Genomic DNA, 18,217 nt, shown 5'->3' with positions numbered 1-18,217 from the left:
TCTGCAGCCAGAGCCTGACTGGACTTGTGATTTCTGCCGCAGGTCGACCATGCGAAAAGAAGCCTTAGCTCCCCAAGCTAAGGCCTTGTCAGTGCATGCCTTCCCAACGAGTATCCACTCATTTTTATTGAAGTGGGTTTCCAACTAGCGAAAGCTCTGGATGCTGAATCAGCGCTTCACGGCAGTAATCGCACGTGATGCTGACGACCGTATCTCCACTTTGTTCTCTCGATATTATAAGAGCACGTTCCTCCGGGGTCAAGAAATCAAACCCGAGCTGCGCTTCTGTCACTTGCGATTCGTCAAATTCGGCGATCTTCATGCCGCAGCAGCGACACGTGTAGCGTATGCTCATGTATATGCCACCCCCATACCTTTCATATCGTTAGTATGGTCGGCCGGGTGGAAAATCATACTAGCACAAAACGCCGCCCCGTCATGGCTGCTTTGGCGCACCGCTTATTTTTGCAGGCTGTTGAAATGGTTCATGACCTTGAGAAAAGGCTCTCTTGTCCACATGACCGCCGCATCAGCGGCATGCTCCACCGCTTCCTGGATCTTGGCTCTTTCCGCAGCAGGGAAAGACTGGAGCACGTAGTCACTCACACTTCTTCCTGGCTCCGGACGCCCGATCCCGACTTTGATTCGCTTGAATTCCTGTGTGCCCAAATGCTGAATCAGCGACTTGATGCCGTTATGACCGCCTGCACTGCCTTTTTCCCGCAAGCGCAGCTGTCCGGTTGGCAGGTCGAGGTCGTCAAAAATCACCACCAAATCATCGGGAGTCAGCTTGTAAAACTTCAAAACCTCCGCGACCGATTCCCCGGAGAGATTCATGTACGTCTGCGGTTTGACGAGCAGCACCTTTTCGCCTTCCACCCTGCCTTCTCCGACGAGGGCGCGAAACTTGTTTTGCGAAACAGGAATGCCCCATTTGTCGCTAATCTTATCTATGGCCATAAAGCCGGCATTATGTCTCGTATCTTCATATTTTTTTCCTGGATTTCCCAATCCGATGATTACCTTCACGTTCATTCCCTCCTACTCTCTCCCCCATTGTACTAGAATGGTATCGCGAACAAAAGAAAAAGGACCCGGCAGTAAAATACCCGGTTCCTTTCGCCATGATTCGCCTTTTCCCTATTCGCCGGCGGATGCTTTTTCCGCTACAGCCTCGGCCTCTTGCTCGGCTTCGATAGATTCTTCGGACTTGGCTTTTACCGGCAGGACGCTAATCAGCACTTCTGTGGGCTCAACCAAAAGCTCGACGCCCACCGGCACTTCCAGATCCGTTGCCAGTACAACGTCCCCGATGTTGAAACCATCGACATTCACCGTAAACGACTCGGGGATGTTGCCAGGCAGGCACTGGACTTCTACGTTGTGGCGCACAAGCGTCGCTACCCCAAGCTCAGGATCTCCGGTCATGAGCAAAGGCACTGACGTGTGTATTTTTTTATTCATATCGATCTTCATGAAATCGGCGTGCAAAATGTTGCCCATGACGGGATGGCGCTGCAATTCGTTGACCATTACATCATAAGTGGTCCCATCGACAACCAATCGGAACGGCTTGTTTGTCGTCTGGTGACGCAGGGCTGCATCCAGCTCGCGTCCGTTGATTTGAATCGACTGACTGGTCACATCTTTTCCGTACACAACGCCAGGCACCCAGCCGTTACGGCGCAGCATCCTCACAGAATTGCCTGTTGTCTGTTTTCGTACTTGCGCTTGGATCGCTTCCACAAAAAAACCTCCTTGGACCGCTAGTAAAAGTTTCCTCACTAGCTTGTCCAAAGGAGGTTTATTTCAATCCCCAAACAGGGGATGTCTCGCTTAATCGAACAGCTTGCTGACAGACAGTTCCTCGTGTACGCGAATGATCGCTTCGCCAATGATCGGCGCTACCGACAGAACGGTGATCTTGTCAATCATTTGCTCTTTGGTGAGCGGAATGGAGTTGGTGACGATCAGCTCTTTGATCTTCGAGTTGGCAATCCGCTCAATCGCTGGACCGGACAGGACCGGATGCGTGCAGCATGCGTATACTTCACGCGCCCCTGCTTCTACCAGTGCATTGGCAGCCAGCGTGATTGTTCCCGCTGTATCGATAATGTCGTCAATGATGATTGCTGTCTTGCCTTCGATGTTACCGACAATGTTCATGACTTCCGCTACGTTTGGTTCAGGACGGCGCTTGTCAATAATGGCAATAGGCGCTTCCAGACGTTCTGCCAGCTTGCGGGCACGCGTAACACCGCCGTGGTCAGGCGAAACTACAACAATATCCTGCAAGCCTTTTTCGGAGAAGTGTTTGCCCAAAATCGGCACACCCAACAGATGATCGACAGGAATATCGAAAAATCCTTGGATTTGCGTCGCATGCAGGTCCATGGTAATCACACGTTGCGCTCCTGCTGTTTCAATCAGGTTGGCAACCAGTTTGGCTGTGATCGGATCGCGTGCGCGCGCCTTGCGATCTTGTCGTGCGTAGCCGTAGTAAGGAATTACGACGTTGATGCTCTTTGCGGAAGCGCGTTTCAATGCGTCGACCATTACCAAAAGCTCCATCAAATGCTCATTAACGGGAGCAGACGTTGGCTGAATAACAAATACGTCACAACCGCGAACGCTTTCATTCAATTTAATTTGGCACTCGCCATCACTAAAACGCACAGCTTGTGCGTTACCGAGCGGCACACCGATGTGTTCGGCGATTTCCTTTGCCAATTCAGGGTTTGCGTTGCACGTAAATACCTTCAGTTTGGGGTCGCGGTAATTAGCCATGATCTTTTCTTAGAACCTCCCGTTATGATTGCTTTTTGCCCTTGCGAGGCATTCTGCTAGCGTAATCTGGTTTATTCACTTGACGCTCGCGTGCGATCGCAAGCGCATTGTCTGGTACATCCTGATTAATGGTCGAGCCTGCTGCTACATACGCATTTTGTCCCACAGTAACCGGAGCGATCAGATTGGTGTTGCAGCCGATGAACGCCCCGTCCCGGACAGTCGTCTTATGCTTCACAGCTCCGTCGTAGTTGACGGTGATCGTTCCACAGCCGATATTCACACCATCGCCAATCTCCGCGTCACCTACATAGCTGAGATGAGGTACTTTTGAGCCTTCGCCGATTTTGGCGTTTTTCAGCTCGACGAAGTCTCCGATCTTGGCTTTGCGACCGATCTGTGTTCCCGGACGAATATAGGCAAATGGCCCGACGGTTGATTCCGCTTCCACACTTGCCTCTACCATGACCGCATACGAAATGGTAACGCCAGAGCCAACCTGCACATCTGTCAAGTCAGCCTGCGGCCCAATCACGCAATCGGCACCGATGGTTGTCCGCCCGCGCAAAATCGTTCCCGGCTGGATAATGGTATCGGGCTCGATGACCACATCTGCTTCAATATACGTGGAGGCCGGGTCAATGATGGTCACACCATTGCGCATATGTCTGGTGGCAATCCGCTTCCGCATGTACGCTTCCGCTTCCGACAGCTGCACACGGTCATTGACGCCCATTGTCTCGTCAGGGTCAGCGGCCTCGTATGCCACTACCTTTTCGCCTGCCTCTCGCAAAATACCGACAACATCTGTGACATAGTATTCGCCTTGCGCGTTGTCATTTTTCACTTCCGCCAAAGCTTTCCATAATTTGCGATTGTCATAACAGTATATGCCTGTGTTAATTTCCCGGACCGCCCGTTCCGCTTCGGTCGCGTCCTTATGTTCCACGATTCGCAATACTTCGCCCGCCTCGTTGCGCACGATGCGCCCGTAGCCTGTCGGATCGGGGAGCACGGCGGTCAGTACAGTCGCAGCCGCTTGCTGCTCTTCGTGATAGGTCAGCAAGGCGGACAACGTCTGTGCAGACAAGAGAGGGACGTCTCCGTACAAAAGAAACGTAGTACCTTCTTTATCCTGTAAAAACGGCGCTGCCTGCGAAACGGCATGTGCCGTTCCCAATTGTTCTTCTTGCAGTGCATACGTGACGCCCTCGCCCAGTTTGGCGCGGACCGCGTCAGCACCATGACCTACGACGACAACGATGTCCTCAACCTGCATGGAGCCAAGTGTATCCACCACATGCTGGACCATTGGCTTCCCGCAAACAGGGTGCAGGACCTTGTACAGCTTCGATTTCATCCGCGTACCCTGACCGGCGGCCAGAACCACGGCATGGATCTTAGACATGTCAACCCTCCATCGTAGAAGTTCCACAATGACTATATCTTAATCATATGTGGATTTCAAGACAATCCATGCAGGATTATCGGCGTTTCCCTGACATTGCCTGAAAGTTGCGGATCTACCAGACAACATTTAATAATCTGACAAAAAATGATATATTGAGGGGCGTAAGAGGATAAGAAAAGGAGGCAGGAAGGAATGCCAGCAGATGTCTACTTGCTGACCGGATATTTGGGCAGCGGCAAAACGACTCTTTTGCAAAAATGGCTGACCCATCTACGCGTCCATAACGAAAACGTAGTCGTCCTGATGAATGAGATGGGCGAGGAAGATATTGACGGCGAACAGTTGCAGGGCTTTGGCTTTCCTGTCAAAAAGCTGCTCGACGGCTGCATATGCTGCTCGATCAAGGGAGAGTTGACCGAGGGCTTGCGCGAGATTTTGAACTCGCTTGAGCCGGATCGCATCCTGATTGAAACAACGGGAGTCGCAGACCCGATTGATGTAATCGACACGCTGACCCATCCGGAGCTGTACGATCGCATCGAGCTGAAAGGCACGATCAGCGTCGTGGACGCGTCCCGCTTTTTGGACCTGAACTCGCGCTTCTCCTCCACAGGCTCGCTCGTCAAAACGATACGCAACCAGATCAAATACGCCGACCTCATCCTCCTGAACAAAACCGATATGGTCAGCGCTGAACAGCTCCAACGAGTCAAGCAGAAGCTCACGGAACTGAACCCGCAGGCACCGATTCACACGACGGTTCAGGCAAATATTGACCTCTCCCGCCTGCAATCCATCAAACGGGTTCCACATGTACGGGATGGTGAAGCTGTACCCACTGTTCCTGTGCAAAAAACAATCGGCCGCATGTCGACATTGGACAGGCTCAAACAATCGCTCGGCCTGAAAACAAGCACACCGTCCCTATACAATAGTATTGAAACTTTTTCCTATACCTTTACAGGACCAGTAAACGAGAAAAAATTCGAGGACTTCCTCTACGATCTGCCCAAAAACGTCTATCGGGCAAAGGGGTACGTACTGTTCCACGGAAAAAAGGAGCTGATCTCCTTCCAGCACACCGACAACCAGGTGCTGTTTTTTCCATTCGAGAACTTCGGACCGAAGCTGGTGGCCGTTTTCATTGGGGAGGGAATGGATCAGGAGGAAATAATAAGAAAATTATCCAAATGTTACGCCTAACCAGACGCCGAAGCACCCTGCCAGCCATGACAGGGTGCTCTTGTATTGGGGTACTATTTACGCCCCCGCTTCGATCGTGCTCTCTTCTTCTTGACCCACGCGTTCATATTCGGTCAAGACAGCAGCTTGAATCTTTTCACGGGTAGTCGAAGAAATCGGATGGGCGATATCGCGGAATTCTCCGTCAGGTGTACGTTTGCTTGGCATTGCTACAAACATGCCGTTGTTGCCGTCAATGACACGGATGTCATGCACCACAAATTCATGGTCAATGGTAATGGATGCAATCGCTTTCATCCTGCCATCCGTATTCACTCGGCGCAGTCTTACGTCTGTAACTTCCATCTAGTTCACTCCCTTTATCTATGAAACGCGTTTAGGAGTATTTCCACCCTCTGGGTAAATATTCCTGCTAATGTTATGCAATTTTTTAAAAAATATATACATACGTTCATAACTTTGCCGTTTTCCCATGCTTCTTTTCGCTGCCAATTCAACAAAAAAAACAACCTAATGCAACGGCATCAGGCTGTTTCATGCTTCTATTTATTCGTTATTCGGGCTGAGTCGTGTTTACGCTTCGATATGAGCGACGATCTCGATTTCCACCTTTACGTCGCGCGGCAGGCGTGCCACTTCCACTGTAGAGCGTGCCGGCTTGTGGTCGCCAAAATATTGAGCGTACACTTCATTCAACTGCGCAAAGTCGTTCATGTCCTTGAGGAAGACCGTCGTCTTCACCACGTTGGCCAGCGTTCCTCCTGCTTCCGCCAGGACGGCCTTGATATTGGAAAATACCTGGTGAGTTTGTTCCACGATGTCGCCTTCTACGAGCGTGCCGTCTGCACGCAGCGGAATTTGACCGGATGCAAACAGAAACGGACCTACTTTTGCAGCCTGGCTGTACGGGCCGATGGCTGCCGGAGCCTTGTCAGTTGAAACAAAAGAGATTGCCATTCTTATCTACTCCCCTCTATTTTCAAAAAAACTGCCCAGCTCAATTTCGATCTGCTTGCCCTTGAAGTCGACATCCCGCAGTCTGGCAAGAGATACGTATTCATCAATCAAACGCTCGGAAACATCCGCTGTCGTCTCTACCAGCACCCCGCAGCCCACAACAGTCGCCCGGAACTCCTGAAGCAGATCAATCATGCCGCGCAGCGTGCCGCCCGCCTTCATGAAGTCGTCCACAATCAGAACACGCGACTGCTCGGCCAGTCCGCGGCGAGCAAGAGACATCGTCTGAATCCGCTTGCTCGAACCGGATACATAATTGATGCTGACCACAGAACCTTCCGTCACCTTGTTGTCACGGCGCACAATGACAACAGGCACGTTCAAATACATCGCCGTCGCATAAGCGAGCGGAATTCCCTTGGTCTCCACCGTCATGACGACATCGACGTTTTTGTCCGCATAAGCGGTGGCAAACAGCTTGCCGATCTTCGCCATCGTCGCCGGATTGCCAAGGATGTCGGACATGTACAAATATCCGCCTGGCAAAAGTCTTTCCGGATTGGCCAATTGCTCGATCAATTCGCGCATGAAGTGAAGGGCCTCTTCCGTTTTTACCTGGGGAATATACTTCACTCCGCCTGCCGCTCCCGCCACCGTTTTCAACAAGCCGACACCCTGGACCTCAAAAGCTTCCTTGATGATCGACAAGTCTTCACTGATGGATGATTTCGCCGCGCCGTATTGTTCTGCAAACAGAGTGAGAGGAGTCAGCGTATGGGGATGGGCGAGCAAGTGCTGCGTCATGTCAACCAGACGTGCACTTCTGCGCAATTTCTTCATGGCTCTTCCTCCAAAACCGAATATTATGCTGCTAATGTATCATTTTTATACGTGTTCATGCAAGTATTTCCCCTTCCTGAGAGCCTAACATTCGGACAACAAACACATCTTTGACAAATCCTCTGAGCGCATTGTAGATCCGATGCACTTTCGCTTCCTTTTGCACGAGGGCAAATACTGTCGGACCGCTGCCGGACATCAGCACGCCATCCGCTCCGGAGGCGATCATCAGCTCCTTGATTTGCCGCACTTGCGGATAGAGCGAGAGCGTGACGTTTTCCAGTACGTTTCCGAGCGACTGGCACATCAGGGAAAAATCTTGCCCGGATATGGCCCGGAGCATTTGTTTGGTATCGGGATGGTTGTCGATTTTGTCGACACGCAAGTTTCCATATACATCAGGAGTGGATACACCGATTGGCGGCTTCGCCAGGATGACCCAGCAAGGAGCGGGCGTTCCCAGATGCGTGATTTTTTCGCCGCGCCCTTTTGCCAGCGCAGTTCCTCCATAGACGCAAAAAGGGACGTCAGAACCGATCTCTGCGCCGATTTCCGCAAGCTCGTCTACGGTCAAACCGAGATTCCACAACTGGTTCAAACCGCGCAGCGTCGCTGCCGCATCGCTGCTTCCGCCCGCCAGTCCGGCCGCGACCGGGATCTGTTTGTCGATATACAATCGTACGCCTTGGCGCACTTGATAGCGTTCTTGCAAGAGCACTGCCGCTTTATAAGCATGATTGCGAATATCATCCGGTACGAAGCTGGCAGAGCAGTCCAGCGTAATCTCACCATCTTCGCGCAGAGTCAGGTCTACACGATCTGCCAAGTCGACGGTAGTCATCACCATTTCCACTTCGTGATAACCGTCCGGCCGTTTGGCAAGCACATCAAGGGTCAGGTTGATTTTGGCCGGAGCTTTGACCGAGATACGCACGTTGTTCACCTCTGCCTACTTTACTAAATTTCCTAGTCTTCTATTGTAGCATAGCCAATCTCTCTCCTGCCACTTGAACGCCCAAAAAGAACAGGAGCGAGATCATTGCGGTTATTTCGAAAATTCAGCAGTGTTTTTGGCAGCAAAAAAGCCGGGTAGCCCCGGCCCTGTCAACGAGTCTGTATGGTTTTCTCCGTGAGATTGGATGTGTCCGCCTGCGGCCAACCAATGGCTAACAGCCTATAAACGTCTTGCCGCCAGCGCCTCTTCGGCAATCTGTACAGCCCGCTTCACCATGTTGCCCGCGTCACGCGTCGTGATGCCTCCCCATCCTTCCGCTTTTACCTTGTCGTAAAAGCCAAGCTCCTTGGCGAGTTCGATCTTGAACTGCTCCGACATCATTCCTCGTCTGCGTCCCATAGCATCCTCCCTTCCCCGTTGACAGGTATAGTGTGCGCCAAGTCCAGGCTTTTCATCTTGTTTCCCAAGTATTTACAACCTTTTGATAGCAAAAATAAAACAGTAGAACCCACAAGGGCTCTACTGTTGTACAAATGTGATGCGGATGTGCTCGTTTTCGCGGCACACCGTCAACTCTACTGTTTCCGTCAAGATGTCAGCGTAGCTGTAAGAGACCCGCTCAAAGAGTTGATCGTCATCAAGCTTTACTACAAACACAGATGGGTATGTTTCTTCGAGGATGCCACTTCGTTCGACGGTTTTTCGGCGACCTCCATTCGCTTTCAAAAGGATGCGCTCGCCAATGTGCCCGTCTAAACTGCGTTTAATGTCAAGTAACGCGTTTCTTGCCATTGTTCCATCCACCTCGCTTACATCTATTATAACAGCTCACATTTATTTTGTCAAAGAAATAAAAAATTATAGCAACCCCGCAGATATTTTGTCAACGGGGTTTTTTTCATTAAAAAAGTAGATATTTGTCACCACTTTTGCATAGTATGTGCAAGTCCTCGCAAAACCTTGCTTCCACAAAGCTTTCCCGCGATAGCTCGACCGCTGCAAAGCCCGTTTTTCACGCCCGAGTCGACAAAAACCCCTGTTTTTGGCTTTTTTCCGCACAAAAACAGGGGAGGATTTTGTCTTATTGCCCGATCAGGCCGCGCCGCAAGCCTTCGTTGGCCAGGCGGGCGAACTCTTCGATGCTGAGCGTTTCACCGCGTCGGGTCGGTTCGATGCCGATGTCGGCGAGCATCTGTATTACTTCATCCTTTTGAGTTTTAAGAAACAGACCGTTCATCAGGTTGTTCAACAACGTCTTCCGGCGCTGGGCGAACGAGCTGCGCACCACGCGGAAAAACACATCCTGGTCGTCCACATCGACGGGCGGACGATCCCTGATCTTGAGCCGGATCACCGCAGAATCGACGTTGGGACGAGGAATGAACACACTGGCCGGAACGATCATCGCGACTTCCGGTTCTGCATAAAACTGCGCCGCTACCGAGAGCGAGCCGTAGTCTTTCGTCCCCGGCTTGGCCGCGATTCTCTCAGCCACTTCCTTTTGAATCATCACGACGATGTTCTCAAGCGGCAATCTTTCTTCCAGGAGCTTCATCAAAATCGGCGTCGTCACATAGTAAGGCAGGTTGGCGACGACGCTCAGCTTCTCTACCCCGGAAAGCTTCTCCTGAATCAGCGCTTTCAGATCAAGCTCCAGCACGTCTCCATGCACGACTTCGATATTGTCATAGGGCGACAGCGTGTCCTGCAAAATCGGCAGAAGCCGCTGGTCAATCTCAATCGCCATGACCTTGCCGGCAGCTCGTCCCAATTGTTCGGTCAAAGCGCCGATGCCGGGCCCGATCTCGATTGCGCCTTTTTCCTTCGTCAGATCAGCTTCGGCGACAATGTTGTGCAAAATGTTGGTGTCTACCAGGAAATTTTGTCCCAGACTTTTTTTAAACGAGAAGCCGTACTTCTCCAAAATTTCTTTCGTTCGCGTAGGTGTGGCAATATCCTTTCCCGTTGCTTGCGTCATCGCTTACTCCCTCTCTTTGTTGATGGCTTCAATCGCCGCCTCGAATTCCGCACGACTGATCTGAAACGCATTGAGCCGTTGCAGCATTTGCTTGGCGTTGGCGTATCCGATGCCGAGTGCTTCGCCCAGCTTGATTCTCCGCTCCTTGGCATCGCTGCCGGACGTCAATCCGTGTTTTAAAAGATCGTCAGCCGTAATCTCTCCGGCCGTTTCAGCCATCTCCGTACGCACTTCCGAGAGGGCGCGAACAATCACTTCAGGTGTTGCGTTCTCTACTCCGATATCGCCCTTTTTCCACCCGTCCTCTTGCGTGATAAAGGCGTGCTTGCAGCCCGGCACCGATCGGCTGATAATTTTGCGGATGCGCTCTCCCTGGTAATCCGGGTCGGTAAAAATAATGACGCCGCGCTTTTGCTGGGCCAGCCGGATTTTTTCAATCGTTCTTGGGTGGATGGCGGAGCCGCCTGTTTCAATCGTGTCCGCGTTAACCGCTCGCTTGATGGCAGCGGTATCGTCTCGCCCCTCCACCACGATTACTTCTTTTATCTTCATCATGGTACTCCCACTTTCGTACAATGTCGCGTTTGGTCATAGTGTTCCAAAAAAATCAGGCAAAAAGCCCTTGATTTGCGAAACGTTTCTGCCTTGCAAACGTCTAACTATCAAACAGCTTATCACGACTATTCCCAAAACGCCAAAGACAAAAGACAGGAGCTGTTTGCCCCTGTCCTACGGTTTCTGCGGCCCGATTATATAAACGGTTTTGTTGCGCTTGCGGCCAAATTGAACAGCCTCTCGCTCCGTGTTGACAAACACGTCAATTTTTCCGCCGCGCATCGCTCCGCCCGTGTCTTCTGCCCGGCGATACCCGACGCCCTCGATGTACACCCACCAGCCATACGGAATCACTTTTGGATCTACAGCGATGGTATGACCTGCCTTGGCTTTCACGCCCGTCGCCGTGCGGCCGTAGCCTGGCGAACCAGGGTTTTTGCCTCCCCCCGCAGGAGAATAGGCGGTCAGGGTAACTCCTTTCAGCACTTTTTTCGGCCTGAATACTTTTCCACCACGCGAGACCATGCCTGTTGCTGAAGCGACCAGGACCCGTTGTGACGAATCGTTGTTTTGCAGCGCAGGAACCGCTGTTCCCACCGCGACGATCTGGTCTTTCTTCGGTACAAGCACGTCTCTTGTCACCAGTTCACGGGAGACCTCCTTCCCGTCTTCCATGACCAGCTTGTAGTGTGCAATTGCCTTACCCTCTTGCCCGTTCTGCAAAATACGGGACTTGCCTTTTTCTAACGATGGATCGTTTTTGCGTATTTCCTGAAAAGTAACTCGCTCCTCGACTTTTACCATCTTCTCGACGACGCGCTTGATCGTGATTTTCGAGTCCTTGGTCAGCGAGGCGGTCAAGGCCGGCTCTACCCGGTCCTTTTCACCCAGCGCAATGCCGCTGTCCTTCAACGCGCCAGCAACATCACGGCTAAGTGTCTGTATCGTTTTGGTCTGCCCGTCAACCTGGACCGGAATGGACCAGGCTGTATGTAAAGTAATCGTTGCTCCGTCTGATAGCTTCGTCTCAAGTGTTGGTTGAAGGGAATCCTTTTCCGTTACCGTAATGTTTCGCTCGGTCAGGAACTGCTCAACGGTACTCGCTTTGGTAGCTACCGTCTGGCTTTCTCCGTCCAACGAAAAAGTGACCTGTTTTGGCTGGGTAGCCTGGGCAGAGAAATAGCCAATCATGGGAACGAGCACAAGAGCGAGGATGCCGAAAACAACAAGCCCCCGATTCTTATACCTTTCCCATATCGCGCGTAACTCCATTTCCCACACTCCTTTTTCCTAGAAAAGCACGAGGCTTCTCTTGTCTAGCCAGGTAAGGGTCGATGTAATTGCAGCAATATTCTGGAAGTGGCCAGTACTTAGCAAGGTCGGCTTTGATTGTATGTTACTTTTCTGGCTTTGTCAAATTTGCCCTTCCTCAGCCGAAGCGATGACGCTACCAGACTAGCAAAAACCGGATGGCGAATGGTAGCATATTCCTGTCGAGGCGCCATGTCGGATGGACAATAATCGTTCGACACATTGTTCAAGGTATGCGCCACAAAAAACGAGTAGAACCACAACATGGAGGAGCAAAAAAACGGGAAATCACGTGACAAGTCGTGATCTCCCGTTTTTGCTTGCTTTTTTTACGGTTGGAGGCGGAACAGACGCCTTGCGTTTTCCGCAGTGATTTGGGCCATTTCTTCGTAGGACAGGCCGCGAATGTTCGCCATTTCCTCGCAGACGTAGCGCACGTAGCCACTTTCATTTCGCTTGCCGCGGAACGGGTGCGGGGTGAGGTACGGGCAGTCTGTTTCGATCAACAGCCTGTCGAGCGGTACTTTGGCCGCTACCTCTTTTGGCTGCTTCGCGTTTTTGAAAGTCAGCGGGCCGCCGAACGAGATGTAAAAATTCATGTCCAGCGCCTGCTTCGCTGTCTCCCAGCTACCCGAGAAGCAGTGCATAATACCCCCGACTTCCGCCGCTTTTTCTTCCTTGAGGATCGTCAAAACATCCTGGTGAGCGTCCCGGTTGTGGATGATGATCGGCAGGTCGAGTTTTCGCGCCAGACGTATCTGTTTGCGGAACACCTCTGCCTGCACATCTTTTGGCGACGTATCCCAGTAGTAGTCGAGTCCCATTTCTCCCAGTCCCACTACTTTCGGATCACGACTCAACTCCTCGATCCATTCCAGATGCTCGTCTGTCATGTCTTTCGCGTCCTGAGGGTGCCAGCCTACGACTGCGTAAATAAAATCATAGGTTTTCGCAAGCTCCATGCAGCTCGGGATGGTTTCTGCGTTAAACCCGATGTTGACAATCGTGCTGACGCCGTTTTCCCTGGCGCGGGCAATGACTTCTTCGCGATCCTCGTCGAACTCCTTCGCGTTCAGATGCGCGTGCGTTTCGAATAACAAAATAGGTCCTTCCTTTCCTGTCCCTCGTTACTTCACAATCGCTCCGTTTGGCATGCTCGGATCGACAGTCGCCAGCGTCAGCTGATCGCCTGCCGAAGCTGCCAAAATCATGCCCTGCGACAGCTCGCCGCGCAGCTTGACCGGCTTCAGATTGGCAACGAGGATGACTTTTTTGCCGACCATTTCTTCAGGAGTGTAGTATTTGGCGATGCCGGATACAACCTGGCGTTTTTCATAGCCGAGATCGAGCTGCAAAATCAACAGCTTGTCGGCGTTTGGATGCTTCACACATTCTACTACTTGTGCGACACGCAGCTCTACTTTGCCAAAATCGTCGATGCCGATCTCGTCTTTTACATCTGCTGGTTTTTCTGTTACTTCAGCTTGGTTGACAGTCGTTTCGTTCACAGGTGCTTCCCCTTTCAATGCATCTTGCTTTTTCTTGTTTTCCTCCGCTTGGCGGCGCGCTTCTGCTGTCGATTCGTCGATGAAAGCAAGCTCAGCCTGCACGTCCAGGCGCGGGAACAGCAGCTCTTTGCGGCTGACCTTGCTTCCGACAGGCAGTCCGCCCCATACGCCGGCAGACTCCCAGCTTGTTGCCTGTTCGTTGCCCAGAATGCCGAGCTGATCCCAGATTTTCGCCGGAGCTTTGGTCATGAACGGCTGAATCAAGACAGAGGTGATGCGGATGCTCTCCGCGAGATTGTACATGACCGTCGCCAGACGTCCCTTGGTTTCTTCCGATTTTGCCAGATTCCACGGCATTGTTTCGTCGATGTATTTGTTGGTGCGTCCAATCAGCTCCCAAATATGGGCAAGCGCGTTGGAAAAACGCATTTCTTCCATATGTTCCTCGACCAGCGCCTTTGTTTTCATCGCCAGGCCGATCAGGCTGTCATCCGGCTCGCCGGCATCTTGTGCGGCTGGCACGATGCCATCGAAATATTTTTCGATCATGGTGGTGGTGCGGCTCAGCAGGTTTCCGATGTCGTTTGCCAGATCGTAGTTCAGACGCTGGATGAACGATTCCGGTGTAAAAACGCCATCCTGGCCGAAGTTGATCTCGCGCAGCAGGAAGTAGCGCACGCCATCGGAGCCGTAGCGATCGATCAGCAGCTTCGGATCAATGACGTTGCCTTTGGATTTGGACATTTTTCCGTCCGGCATCAGCAGCCAGCCGTGACCGAAAACTTGTTTTGGCAGCGGCACATCGAGCGCCATCAGCAAAATCGGCCAGTAGATTGTATGGAAGCGCAAAATGTCTTTTCCGACCATATGCACATTCGCAGGCCAGTAGCGACGGTATTTGCTGTCGTCGTCAGACAAGTAGCCAAGCGCGGAAATGTAGTTGGTCAACGCGTCGATCCAGACGTAAATCACATGCTCAGGATCGCTCGGTACCTTGATCCCCCAGTCAAACGTGCTGCGGGATACGGACAAATCTTGCAGACCCGGCTTCAGGAAGTTGTTAATCATCTCGTTGCGGCGGCTCTCCGGCTGAATGAAGTCAGGGTTGGCCTCGATATGCGCGAGCAGTTTGTCCTGGTATTTGGACATGCGGAAGAAGTAGTTTTTCTCCCTCACCTTTTTCACTTCGCGGCCGCAATCCGGGCAAAAGTAGCCTTTGTCGGTCTTGCATTGTGTCTCGGTCCAGAAAGCCTCGTCCGGCACACAGTAGTATCCCTCGTACTCGCCCAGGTAAATGTCGCCCTGATCGAGCAGACGCTGGAACACTTTTTGCACGACTTCCTTATGACGCGGCTGCGTGGTGCGGATGAAATCGTCGTAGGAGATGTCCAGCTTTTGCCACAGGTCGCGAATCCAGTCGACAACCGGATCAATGAACTCCAGCGGCTGTTTGCCGTCTTCGGCTGCGCGCTCCTGCAGCTTTTGTCCATGCTCGTCCGTACCTGTCAGGTAGTAGACGTCATAGCCGCGCAAACGTTTGTAGCGCGCCAGAGCATCACAAGCAATGGTCGTGTAGGCATTGCCGATGTGCAGCTTGTTGCTTGGATAGTAAATCGGCGTGGTGATGTAATAAGTTGGTTTCATACAACCTAGCCCTCCTGATAACTTTTGGAAAAATAGAAAAGCCCACCCCGAAAATTGGGGCGAGCTCGAACTCGCGGTACCACCCAAATGCTCCGTTCCCCTCGCGGACAACGGACTTGGTGAGTCCAAAACAGACTCTGCCCGTAACGTGGGCCGACGTCACAAACTACTGGGCACGGTTCGTCCCGTGGCTGTTCATCTGCAAGACTCCGGGGCCATGTTCAGCCTGCTCGCTTATACCGGTTTTCAGCTGCCCCGGCTCTCTGCGATAAGGAGGATCGGCTTACTCTTCCCATCATGGTCGTTTGCTATGAATTCCCTCATTTACCCTCTATTGTACACGACCGACTTGTTTTGTAAACATCCAGGAGAGCCGAACGGCTGACGATTTATTTGGAGCATGACAGGAATAGGAAAAAAAGCAAGGACAAGGTGTTTTTGTCGAATAGACGCGGCTTTATTCGACATAAACTGACCGATTCGACACAATATACTACCAGTTAATTTTAGCTATACGAATCTCCAAACTGTTCCCGGCTTTCTATGAAACGCTGGTATATCAACTTTTCTATTTTCATAAAAATCTTTTCTTTTCAAAGAATTGTCAAAACCATGTTGACACCTTTGGGAATCGCTGGTATGATAAACCCAACAGAAAATGTCGAATATTGACGATTAACGATGATTGCTTACAATAGCATCGACATATTAAGACTTGGGAGGAGAATTTACTATGATGAAATCAACGGGGATTGTTCGCAAAGTAGATGAACTGGGTCGTGTCGTTATTCCGATCGAATTGCGCCGCACACTGGGTATCGCGGAAAAAGACGCACTGGAAATTTATGTAGATGGTGAGCGCATCATCCTGAAAAAATACGAGCCTGCTTGTATTTTCTGTGGAAACGCTGACAAAGTATCTCACTTTAAAGGTAAAATCGTTTGCCAGGATTGCCTGACTGAAATGCCTGTCGCAAAACGCTAAACACGTATTTCCATACATCCTTGCATTACATAAGCTGCGCCTTCGCAAAGGGACAAGCCCTTGCGAAGGCTATTTGTCTTGTCGACAGGGATCGCGGATGAGCGGACAAGACAAAAAGAAAAAGCCGACCTGGTACGGTCAGCTTCCTACTCAATTTCCTGGTCGCGATGATACTCGTTGTAGACATCGCGCTTGGGCACACCCCGATCGTCTGCGGTCTGCCTGATCGCTTCCTTTTTGCTCAGGCCTTGCTCGCAGTAATGATCGACATGCTGGACAACACTCAGCTGCTGCCACCAGACGGTTTCCTCGTCTGCTTCACCAGCAGTTGTGCCTGTATAGCCTTCGACAATCAGGCAAAACTCGCCGCGCACTTCGCCGCTTCCCAGCCATTCCAGCAGCTCTTCAAATGTGCCGCGAACGAATTCCTCGTAGCGCTTGGTCAGTTCGCGCGCCAGCACAGCCCGCCGATTCCCCCACATTTCCCGCATCGCGGCAATCGTCTTCTCAATGCGGTGTGGCGCTTCATAAAAAATCAGCGTCTCCGGATAGCGCTTGAGCCGTTCCAGTTCTTCACGCCGTTCCTTGTTTTCCCGATGGATAAATCCGCAAAAGACAAAGCGGTCTGTCGGCAGCCCCGAGGCGATCAACGCCGTCAGTCCGGCGTTTGCCCCCGGCACCGGAACGACAGGGTACCCGGCGGCGACCGCGTCGCGCACGAGATCAGCTCCCGGATCGGATATTGCAGGAAGCCCGGCGTCGCTTACCAGCGCGATCCGTTTTCCTTCGGCCAGCCACTGCAACAGCCCCTGTCCGCTCGCCTCCTTATTATGTTCGTGATAGCTCACGGTGCGCTTTTCGATTTGAAAATGGTTCAACAGCTTCCTTGTTTGCCGCGTATCCTCGCAGGCAATCACATCAACCGCCCGAAGTGTTTCCAGGCAGCGGACGGTCATATCATCGAGATTGCCAATCGGCGTTGCGACCAGATACAGGACACCTGTTTCCTCCTGCGCAAAGCTGCGCTGTATATTCATCGCGGCGTCCCTCCAATCAATTCTTCTTTTTGCTTGCGATTCAGCCGTTTGATTCCTTCCTCGCGCTTCAAGCCCCATGAACGGTCGGGCCCTTCTTCCCAAAAGACAAGCGCAAGCGGCCCGCGCCCTCTGGTGTATTTCGCGCCCTTGCCTTCGTTGTGCATCGCCAGGCGGCGGCGCAGCTCCGTTGTATAGCCGGTGTACAAGGAGCCGTCCGCGCAGGCGAGAATGTAGACAAAATGACTCTTATGCGAGGGAATCTCGTCTGCCGAAGTAAATTTCCTGCAGTTCTTCACAGTATTCCTCACCATTTTCATAGACAATCAGCGGCGGCTGAATCCTCAGCTCCGGCTTGCCGCCCCTGGTCCCTTCGATCAGCACCATGTTCGGTTCGGCCTCCTTGCGCGGATAAACCAGACGCATCCGCTTCGGCTCGATACCGTACTGGCGCATCAGGGAAATAATATCGATCAGACGGGTAGAGCGGTGGACGAGAGCGAGCTTGCCGCCATTTTTCAACAACTGGCTGCCCACCCGAATGACGTCTTCGAGCGAGAGCAATATCTCGTGACGGGCGATTGCAAAGTGCTCGCTTATATTTTTCTCCCCGCTTGTCGCAGGCATATAGGGCGGATTGCACGTAATCAGATCGAATTTTCCGTACCCGAACATGGATACAGCGTCCTTGACATCTCCGTGGTGCATCTCGATCCGCTCCGTCAAACCGTTGAGTATCACGTTCCGGCTGGCCATGTCGAACAGTCGCTGTTGAATCTCGATGCCGTCAAAACGGGCTTCCGGCGTGCGCGTAGTCATGATAAGCGGGATCGCTCCGTTGCCCGTGCACATGTCGAGCACTCTGCCGCGCTTGGGAACGGATGCAAATCGCGCCAGCAGCACAGCGTCCATCGAAAAGCAGAACACCTCGTGGCTCTGAATAATTTTCATTTCGTGTGTCAATAAATCGTCAATGCGCTCCGCATCATAGAGCGGCACGTTGATGACTGGTTCCATCCTTTGTTCCCTACTCCTTTTTTCTCCTTGTC

21 protein-coding genes and 1 other annotated feature are annotated in these 18,217 nt (G+C 52.0%); of the genes, 2 read left to right on the top strand and 19 right to left on the bottom strand.

Annotation, left to right across the window (positions count from 1 at the left end; translation table 11 throughout):
• Positions 1–124 precede the first annotated feature (124 nt).
• From EDM57_RS13315 to glmU, 5 genes are all read right to left on the bottom strand, one after another.
• Positions 125–355: an anti-sigma-F factor Fin gene (locus tag EDM57_RS13315; RefSeq protein ID WP_122905230.1), complete on the bottom strand. Its 231-nt coding sequence runs from the start codon at positions 353–355 to the stop codon at positions 125–127.
• Between the two features lie 104 nt (positions 356–459).
• Positions 460–1,029: an aminoacyl-tRNA hydrolase gene (gene pth, locus EDM57_RS13310; protein ID WP_122905229.1), complete on the bottom strand. Its 570-nt coding sequence runs from the start codon at positions 1,027–1,029 to the stop codon at positions 460–462.
• 111 nt (positions 1,030–1,140) lie between these two features.
• A complete protein-coding gene (locus EDM57_RS13305) occupies positions 1,141–1,746 on the bottom strand; it encodes a 50S ribosomal protein L25 (protein WP_122905228.1) in 606 nt (201 codons plus the stop codon).
• Positions 1,747–1,836: 90 nt separating this feature from the next.
• Complete coding sequence (locus EDM57_RS13300) at positions 1,837–2,787, bottom strand: ribose-phosphate diphosphokinase (protein WP_122905227.1); 951 nt, start codon at positions 2,785–2,787, stop codon at positions 1,837–1,839.
• 22 nt (positions 2,788–2,809) lie between these two features.
• Positions 2,810–4,195: a bifunctional UDP-N-acetylglucosamine diphosphorylase/glucosamine-1-phosphate N-acetyltransferase GlmU gene (gene glmU, locus EDM57_RS13295; protein ID WP_122905226.1), complete on the bottom strand. Its 1,386-nt coding sequence runs from the start codon at positions 4,193–4,195 to the stop codon at positions 2,810–2,812.
• Between the two features lie 195 nt (positions 4,196–4,390).
• Between glmU and EDM57_RS13290 the strand changes: the two genes are divergently transcribed.
• A complete protein-coding gene (locus EDM57_RS13290; protein WP_122905225.1) occupies positions 4,391–5,401 on the top strand; it encodes a CobW family GTP-binding protein in 1,011 nt (336 codons plus the stop codon).
• Between the two features lie 57 nt (positions 5,402–5,458).
• On the opposite strand, the gene spoVG is transcribed toward EDM57_RS13290, so the two are convergent.
• From spoVG to metG, 11 genes are all read right to left on the bottom strand, one after another.
• Positions 5,459–5,746 carry a septation regulator SpoVG gene (spoVG, locus tag EDM57_RS13285; protein ID WP_005828662.1) on the bottom strand — a complete coding sequence of 96 codons (288 nt, stop codon included), beginning with the start codon at positions 5,744–5,746 and terminating at the stop codon, positions 5,459–5,461.
• Positions 5,747–5,974: 228 nt separating this feature from the next.
• Positions 5,975–6,358: a RidA family protein gene (locus tag EDM57_RS13280; protein WP_122905224.1), complete on the bottom strand. Its 384-nt coding sequence runs from the start codon at positions 6,356–6,358 to the stop codon at positions 5,975–5,977.
• Positions 6,359–6,364: 6 nt separating this feature from the next.
• Complete coding sequence (purR, locus tag EDM57_RS13275) at positions 6,365–7,198, bottom strand: pur operon repressor (RefSeq protein WP_122905223.1); 834 nt, start codon at positions 7,196–7,198, stop codon at positions 6,365–6,367.
• Between the two features lie 55 nt (positions 7,199–7,253).
• Positions 7,254–8,132 (bottom strand): 4-(cytidine 5'-diphospho)-2-C-methyl-D-erythritol kinase, encoded by an 879-nt coding sequence (ispE, locus tag EDM57_RS13270; RefSeq protein WP_122905268.1) that lies wholly within the window; start codon positions 8,130–8,132, stop codon positions 7,254–7,256.
• 240 nt (positions 8,133–8,372) lie between these two features.
• Positions 8,373–8,552 (bottom strand): small, acid-soluble spore protein, alpha/beta type, encoded by a 180-nt coding sequence (locus EDM57_RS13265; protein WP_122905222.1) that lies wholly within the window; start codon positions 8,550–8,552, stop codon positions 8,373–8,375.
• Positions 8,553–8,672: 120 nt separating this feature from the next.
• On the bottom strand, positions 8,673–8,945 hold the full coding sequence (gene veg, locus EDM57_RS13260; RefSeq protein WP_005830485.1) for a biofilm formation stimulator Veg: 273 nt from the start codon (positions 8,943–8,945) through the stop codon (positions 8,673–8,675).
• Positions 8,946–9,234: 289 nt separating this feature from the next.
• Entirely contained in the window at positions 9,235–10,131 is an 897-nt protein-coding gene (rsmA, locus tag EDM57_RS13255; protein ID WP_122905221.1) for a 16S rRNA (adenine(1518)-N(6)/adenine(1519)-N(6))-dimethyltransferase RsmA, read from the bottom strand.
• Between the two features lie 3 nt (positions 10,132–10,134).
• Complete coding sequence (rnmV, locus tag EDM57_RS13250) at positions 10,135–10,683, bottom strand: ribonuclease M5 (RefSeq protein ID WP_122905220.1); 549 nt, start codon at positions 10,681–10,683, stop codon at positions 10,135–10,137.
• Between the two features lie 177 nt (positions 10,684–10,860).
• Positions 10,861–11,958, bottom strand: coding sequence for a resuscitation-promoting factor (locus EDM57_RS13245; RefSeq protein WP_122905219.1), 1,098 nt, complete (start codon positions 11,956–11,958; stop codon positions 10,861–10,863).
• 368 nt (positions 11,959–12,326) lie between these two features.
• Positions 12,327–13,097 carry a TatD family hydrolase gene (locus EDM57_RS13240; protein ID WP_122905218.1) on the bottom strand — a complete coding sequence of 257 codons (771 nt, stop codon included), beginning with the start codon at positions 13,095–13,097 and terminating at the stop codon, positions 12,327–12,329.
• 27 nt (positions 13,098–13,124) lie between these two features.
• Positions 13,125–15,149 (bottom strand): methionine--tRNA ligase, encoded by a 2,025-nt coding sequence (metG, locus tag EDM57_RS13235; RefSeq protein WP_122905217.1) that lies wholly within the window; start codon positions 15,147–15,149, stop codon positions 13,125–13,127.
• 52 nt (positions 15,150–15,201) lie between these two features.
• Positions 15,202–15,457: a binding site (T-box leader), on the bottom strand.
• Between the two features lie 425 nt (positions 15,458–15,882).
• Between metG and EDM57_RS13230 the strand changes: the two genes are divergently transcribed.
• The gene (locus EDM57_RS13230; RefSeq protein ID WP_122905216.1) at positions 15,883–16,134 is read left to right on the top strand and encodes an AbrB/MazE/SpoVT family DNA-binding domain-containing protein; all 252 of its coding nucleotides are present in this window, start codon (positions 15,883–15,885) and stop codon (positions 16,132–16,134) included.
• A gap of 146 nt (positions 16,135–16,280) precedes the next feature.
• Here EDM57_RS13230 and rsmI read toward each other — a convergent pair whose 3' ends face one another.
• From rsmI to EDM57_RS13215, 3 genes are read right to left on the bottom strand one after another with little or no spacing between them, the layout of a single operon-like run.
• Positions 16,281–17,171 carry a 16S rRNA (cytidine(1402)-2'-O)-methyltransferase gene (gene rsmI, locus EDM57_RS13225; RefSeq protein ID WP_122905215.1) on the bottom strand — a complete coding sequence of 297 codons (891 nt, stop codon included), beginning with the start codon at positions 17,169–17,171 and terminating at the stop codon, positions 16,281–16,283.
• The gene (locus EDM57_RS13220; RefSeq protein WP_122905214.1) at positions 17,168–17,482 is read right to left on the bottom strand and encodes a GIY-YIG nuclease family protein; all 315 of its coding nucleotides are present in this window, start codon (positions 17,480–17,482) and stop codon (positions 17,168–17,170) included. The genes rsmI and EDM57_RS13220 overlap by 4 nt, the downstream gene beginning before the upstream one ends.
• Complete coding sequence (locus EDM57_RS13215; protein WP_122905213.1) at positions 17,418–18,185, bottom strand: tRNA1(Val) (adenine(37)-N6)-methyltransferase; 768 nt, start codon at positions 18,183–18,185, stop codon at positions 17,418–17,420. The genes EDM57_RS13220 and EDM57_RS13215 overlap by 65 nt, the downstream gene beginning before the upstream one ends.
• Between the last annotated feature and the right edge of the window lie 32 nt (positions 18,186–18,217).

The organism is Brevibacillus gelatini, from assembly GCF_003710935.1.
Lineage (GTDB): Bacteria > Bacillota > Bacilli > Brevibacillales > Brevibacillaceae > Brevibacillus > Brevibacillus gelatini.
The sequence above is the reverse complement of the archived record's forward strand: the minus strand, read 5'-3'. Positions and strand labels throughout refer to the sequence as shown.

Bases quoted from the DNA above. Each gene is read 5' to 3' on its own strand.
- rsmI (WP_122905215.1), bottom strand. From the start codon at position 17,171: ATGAATATACAGCGCAGCTTTGCGCAGGAGGAAACAGGTGTCCTGTAT.
- EDM57_RS13220 (WP_122905214.1), bottom strand. From the start codon at position 17,482: ATGGTGAGGAATACTGTGAAGAACTGCAGGAAATTTACTTCGGCAGAC.
- EDM57_RS13230 (WP_122905216.1), top strand. From the start codon at position 15,883: ATGATGAAATCAACGGGGATTGTTCGCAAAGTAGATGAACTGGGTCGT.
- EDM57_RS13215 (WP_122905213.1), bottom strand. From the start codon at position 18,185: ATGGAACCAGTCATCAACGTGCCGCTCTATGATGCGGAGCGCATTGAC.
- metG (WP_122905217.1), bottom strand. From the start codon at position 15,149: ATGAAACCAACTTATTACATCACCACGCCGATTTACTATCCAAGCAAC.
- EDM57_RS13315 (WP_122905230.1), bottom strand. From the start codon at position 355: ATGAGCATACGCTACACGTGTCGCTGCTGCGGCATGAAGATCGCCGAA.
- rnmV (WP_122905220.1), bottom strand. From the start codon at position 10,683: ATGAAGATAAAAGAAGTAATCGTGGTGGAGGGGCGAGACGATACCGCT.
- EDM57_RS13280 (WP_122905224.1), bottom strand. From the start codon at position 6,358: ATGGCAATCTCTTTTGTTTCAACTGACAAGGCTCCGGCAGCCATCGGC.
- EDM57_RS13300 (WP_122905227.1), bottom strand. From the start codon at position 2,787: ATGGCTAATTACCGCGACCCCAAACTGAAGGTATTTACGTGCAACGCA.
- EDM57_RS13290 (WP_122905225.1), top strand. From the start codon at position 4,391: ATGCCAGCAGATGTCTACTTGCTGACCGGATATTTGGGCAGCGGCAAA.
- EDM57_RS13265 (WP_122905222.1), bottom strand. From the start codon at position 8,552: ATGGGACGCAGACGAGGAATGATGTCGGAGCAGTTCAAGATCGAACTC.
- EDM57_RS13245 (WP_122905219.1), bottom strand. From the start codon at position 11,958: ATGGAGTTACGCGCGATATGGGAAAGGTATAAGAATCGGGGGCTTGTT.
- spoVG (WP_005828662.1), bottom strand. From the start codon at position 5,746: ATGGAAGTTACAGACGTAAGACTGCGCCGAGTGAATACGGATGGCAGG.
- glmU (WP_122905226.1), bottom strand. From the start codon at position 4,195: ATGTCTAAGATCCATGCCGTGGTTCTGGCCGCCGGTCAGGGTACGCGG.
- veg (WP_005830485.1), bottom strand. From the start codon at position 8,945: ATGGCAAGAAACGCGTTACTTGACATTAAACGCAGTTTAGACGGGCAC.
- purR (WP_122905223.1), bottom strand. From the start codon at position 7,198: ATGAAGAAATTGCGCAGAAGTGCACGTCTGGTTGACATGACGCAGCAC.
- rsmA (WP_122905221.1), bottom strand. From the start codon at position 10,131: ATGACGCAAGCAACGGGAAAGGATATTGCCACACCTACGCGAACGAAA.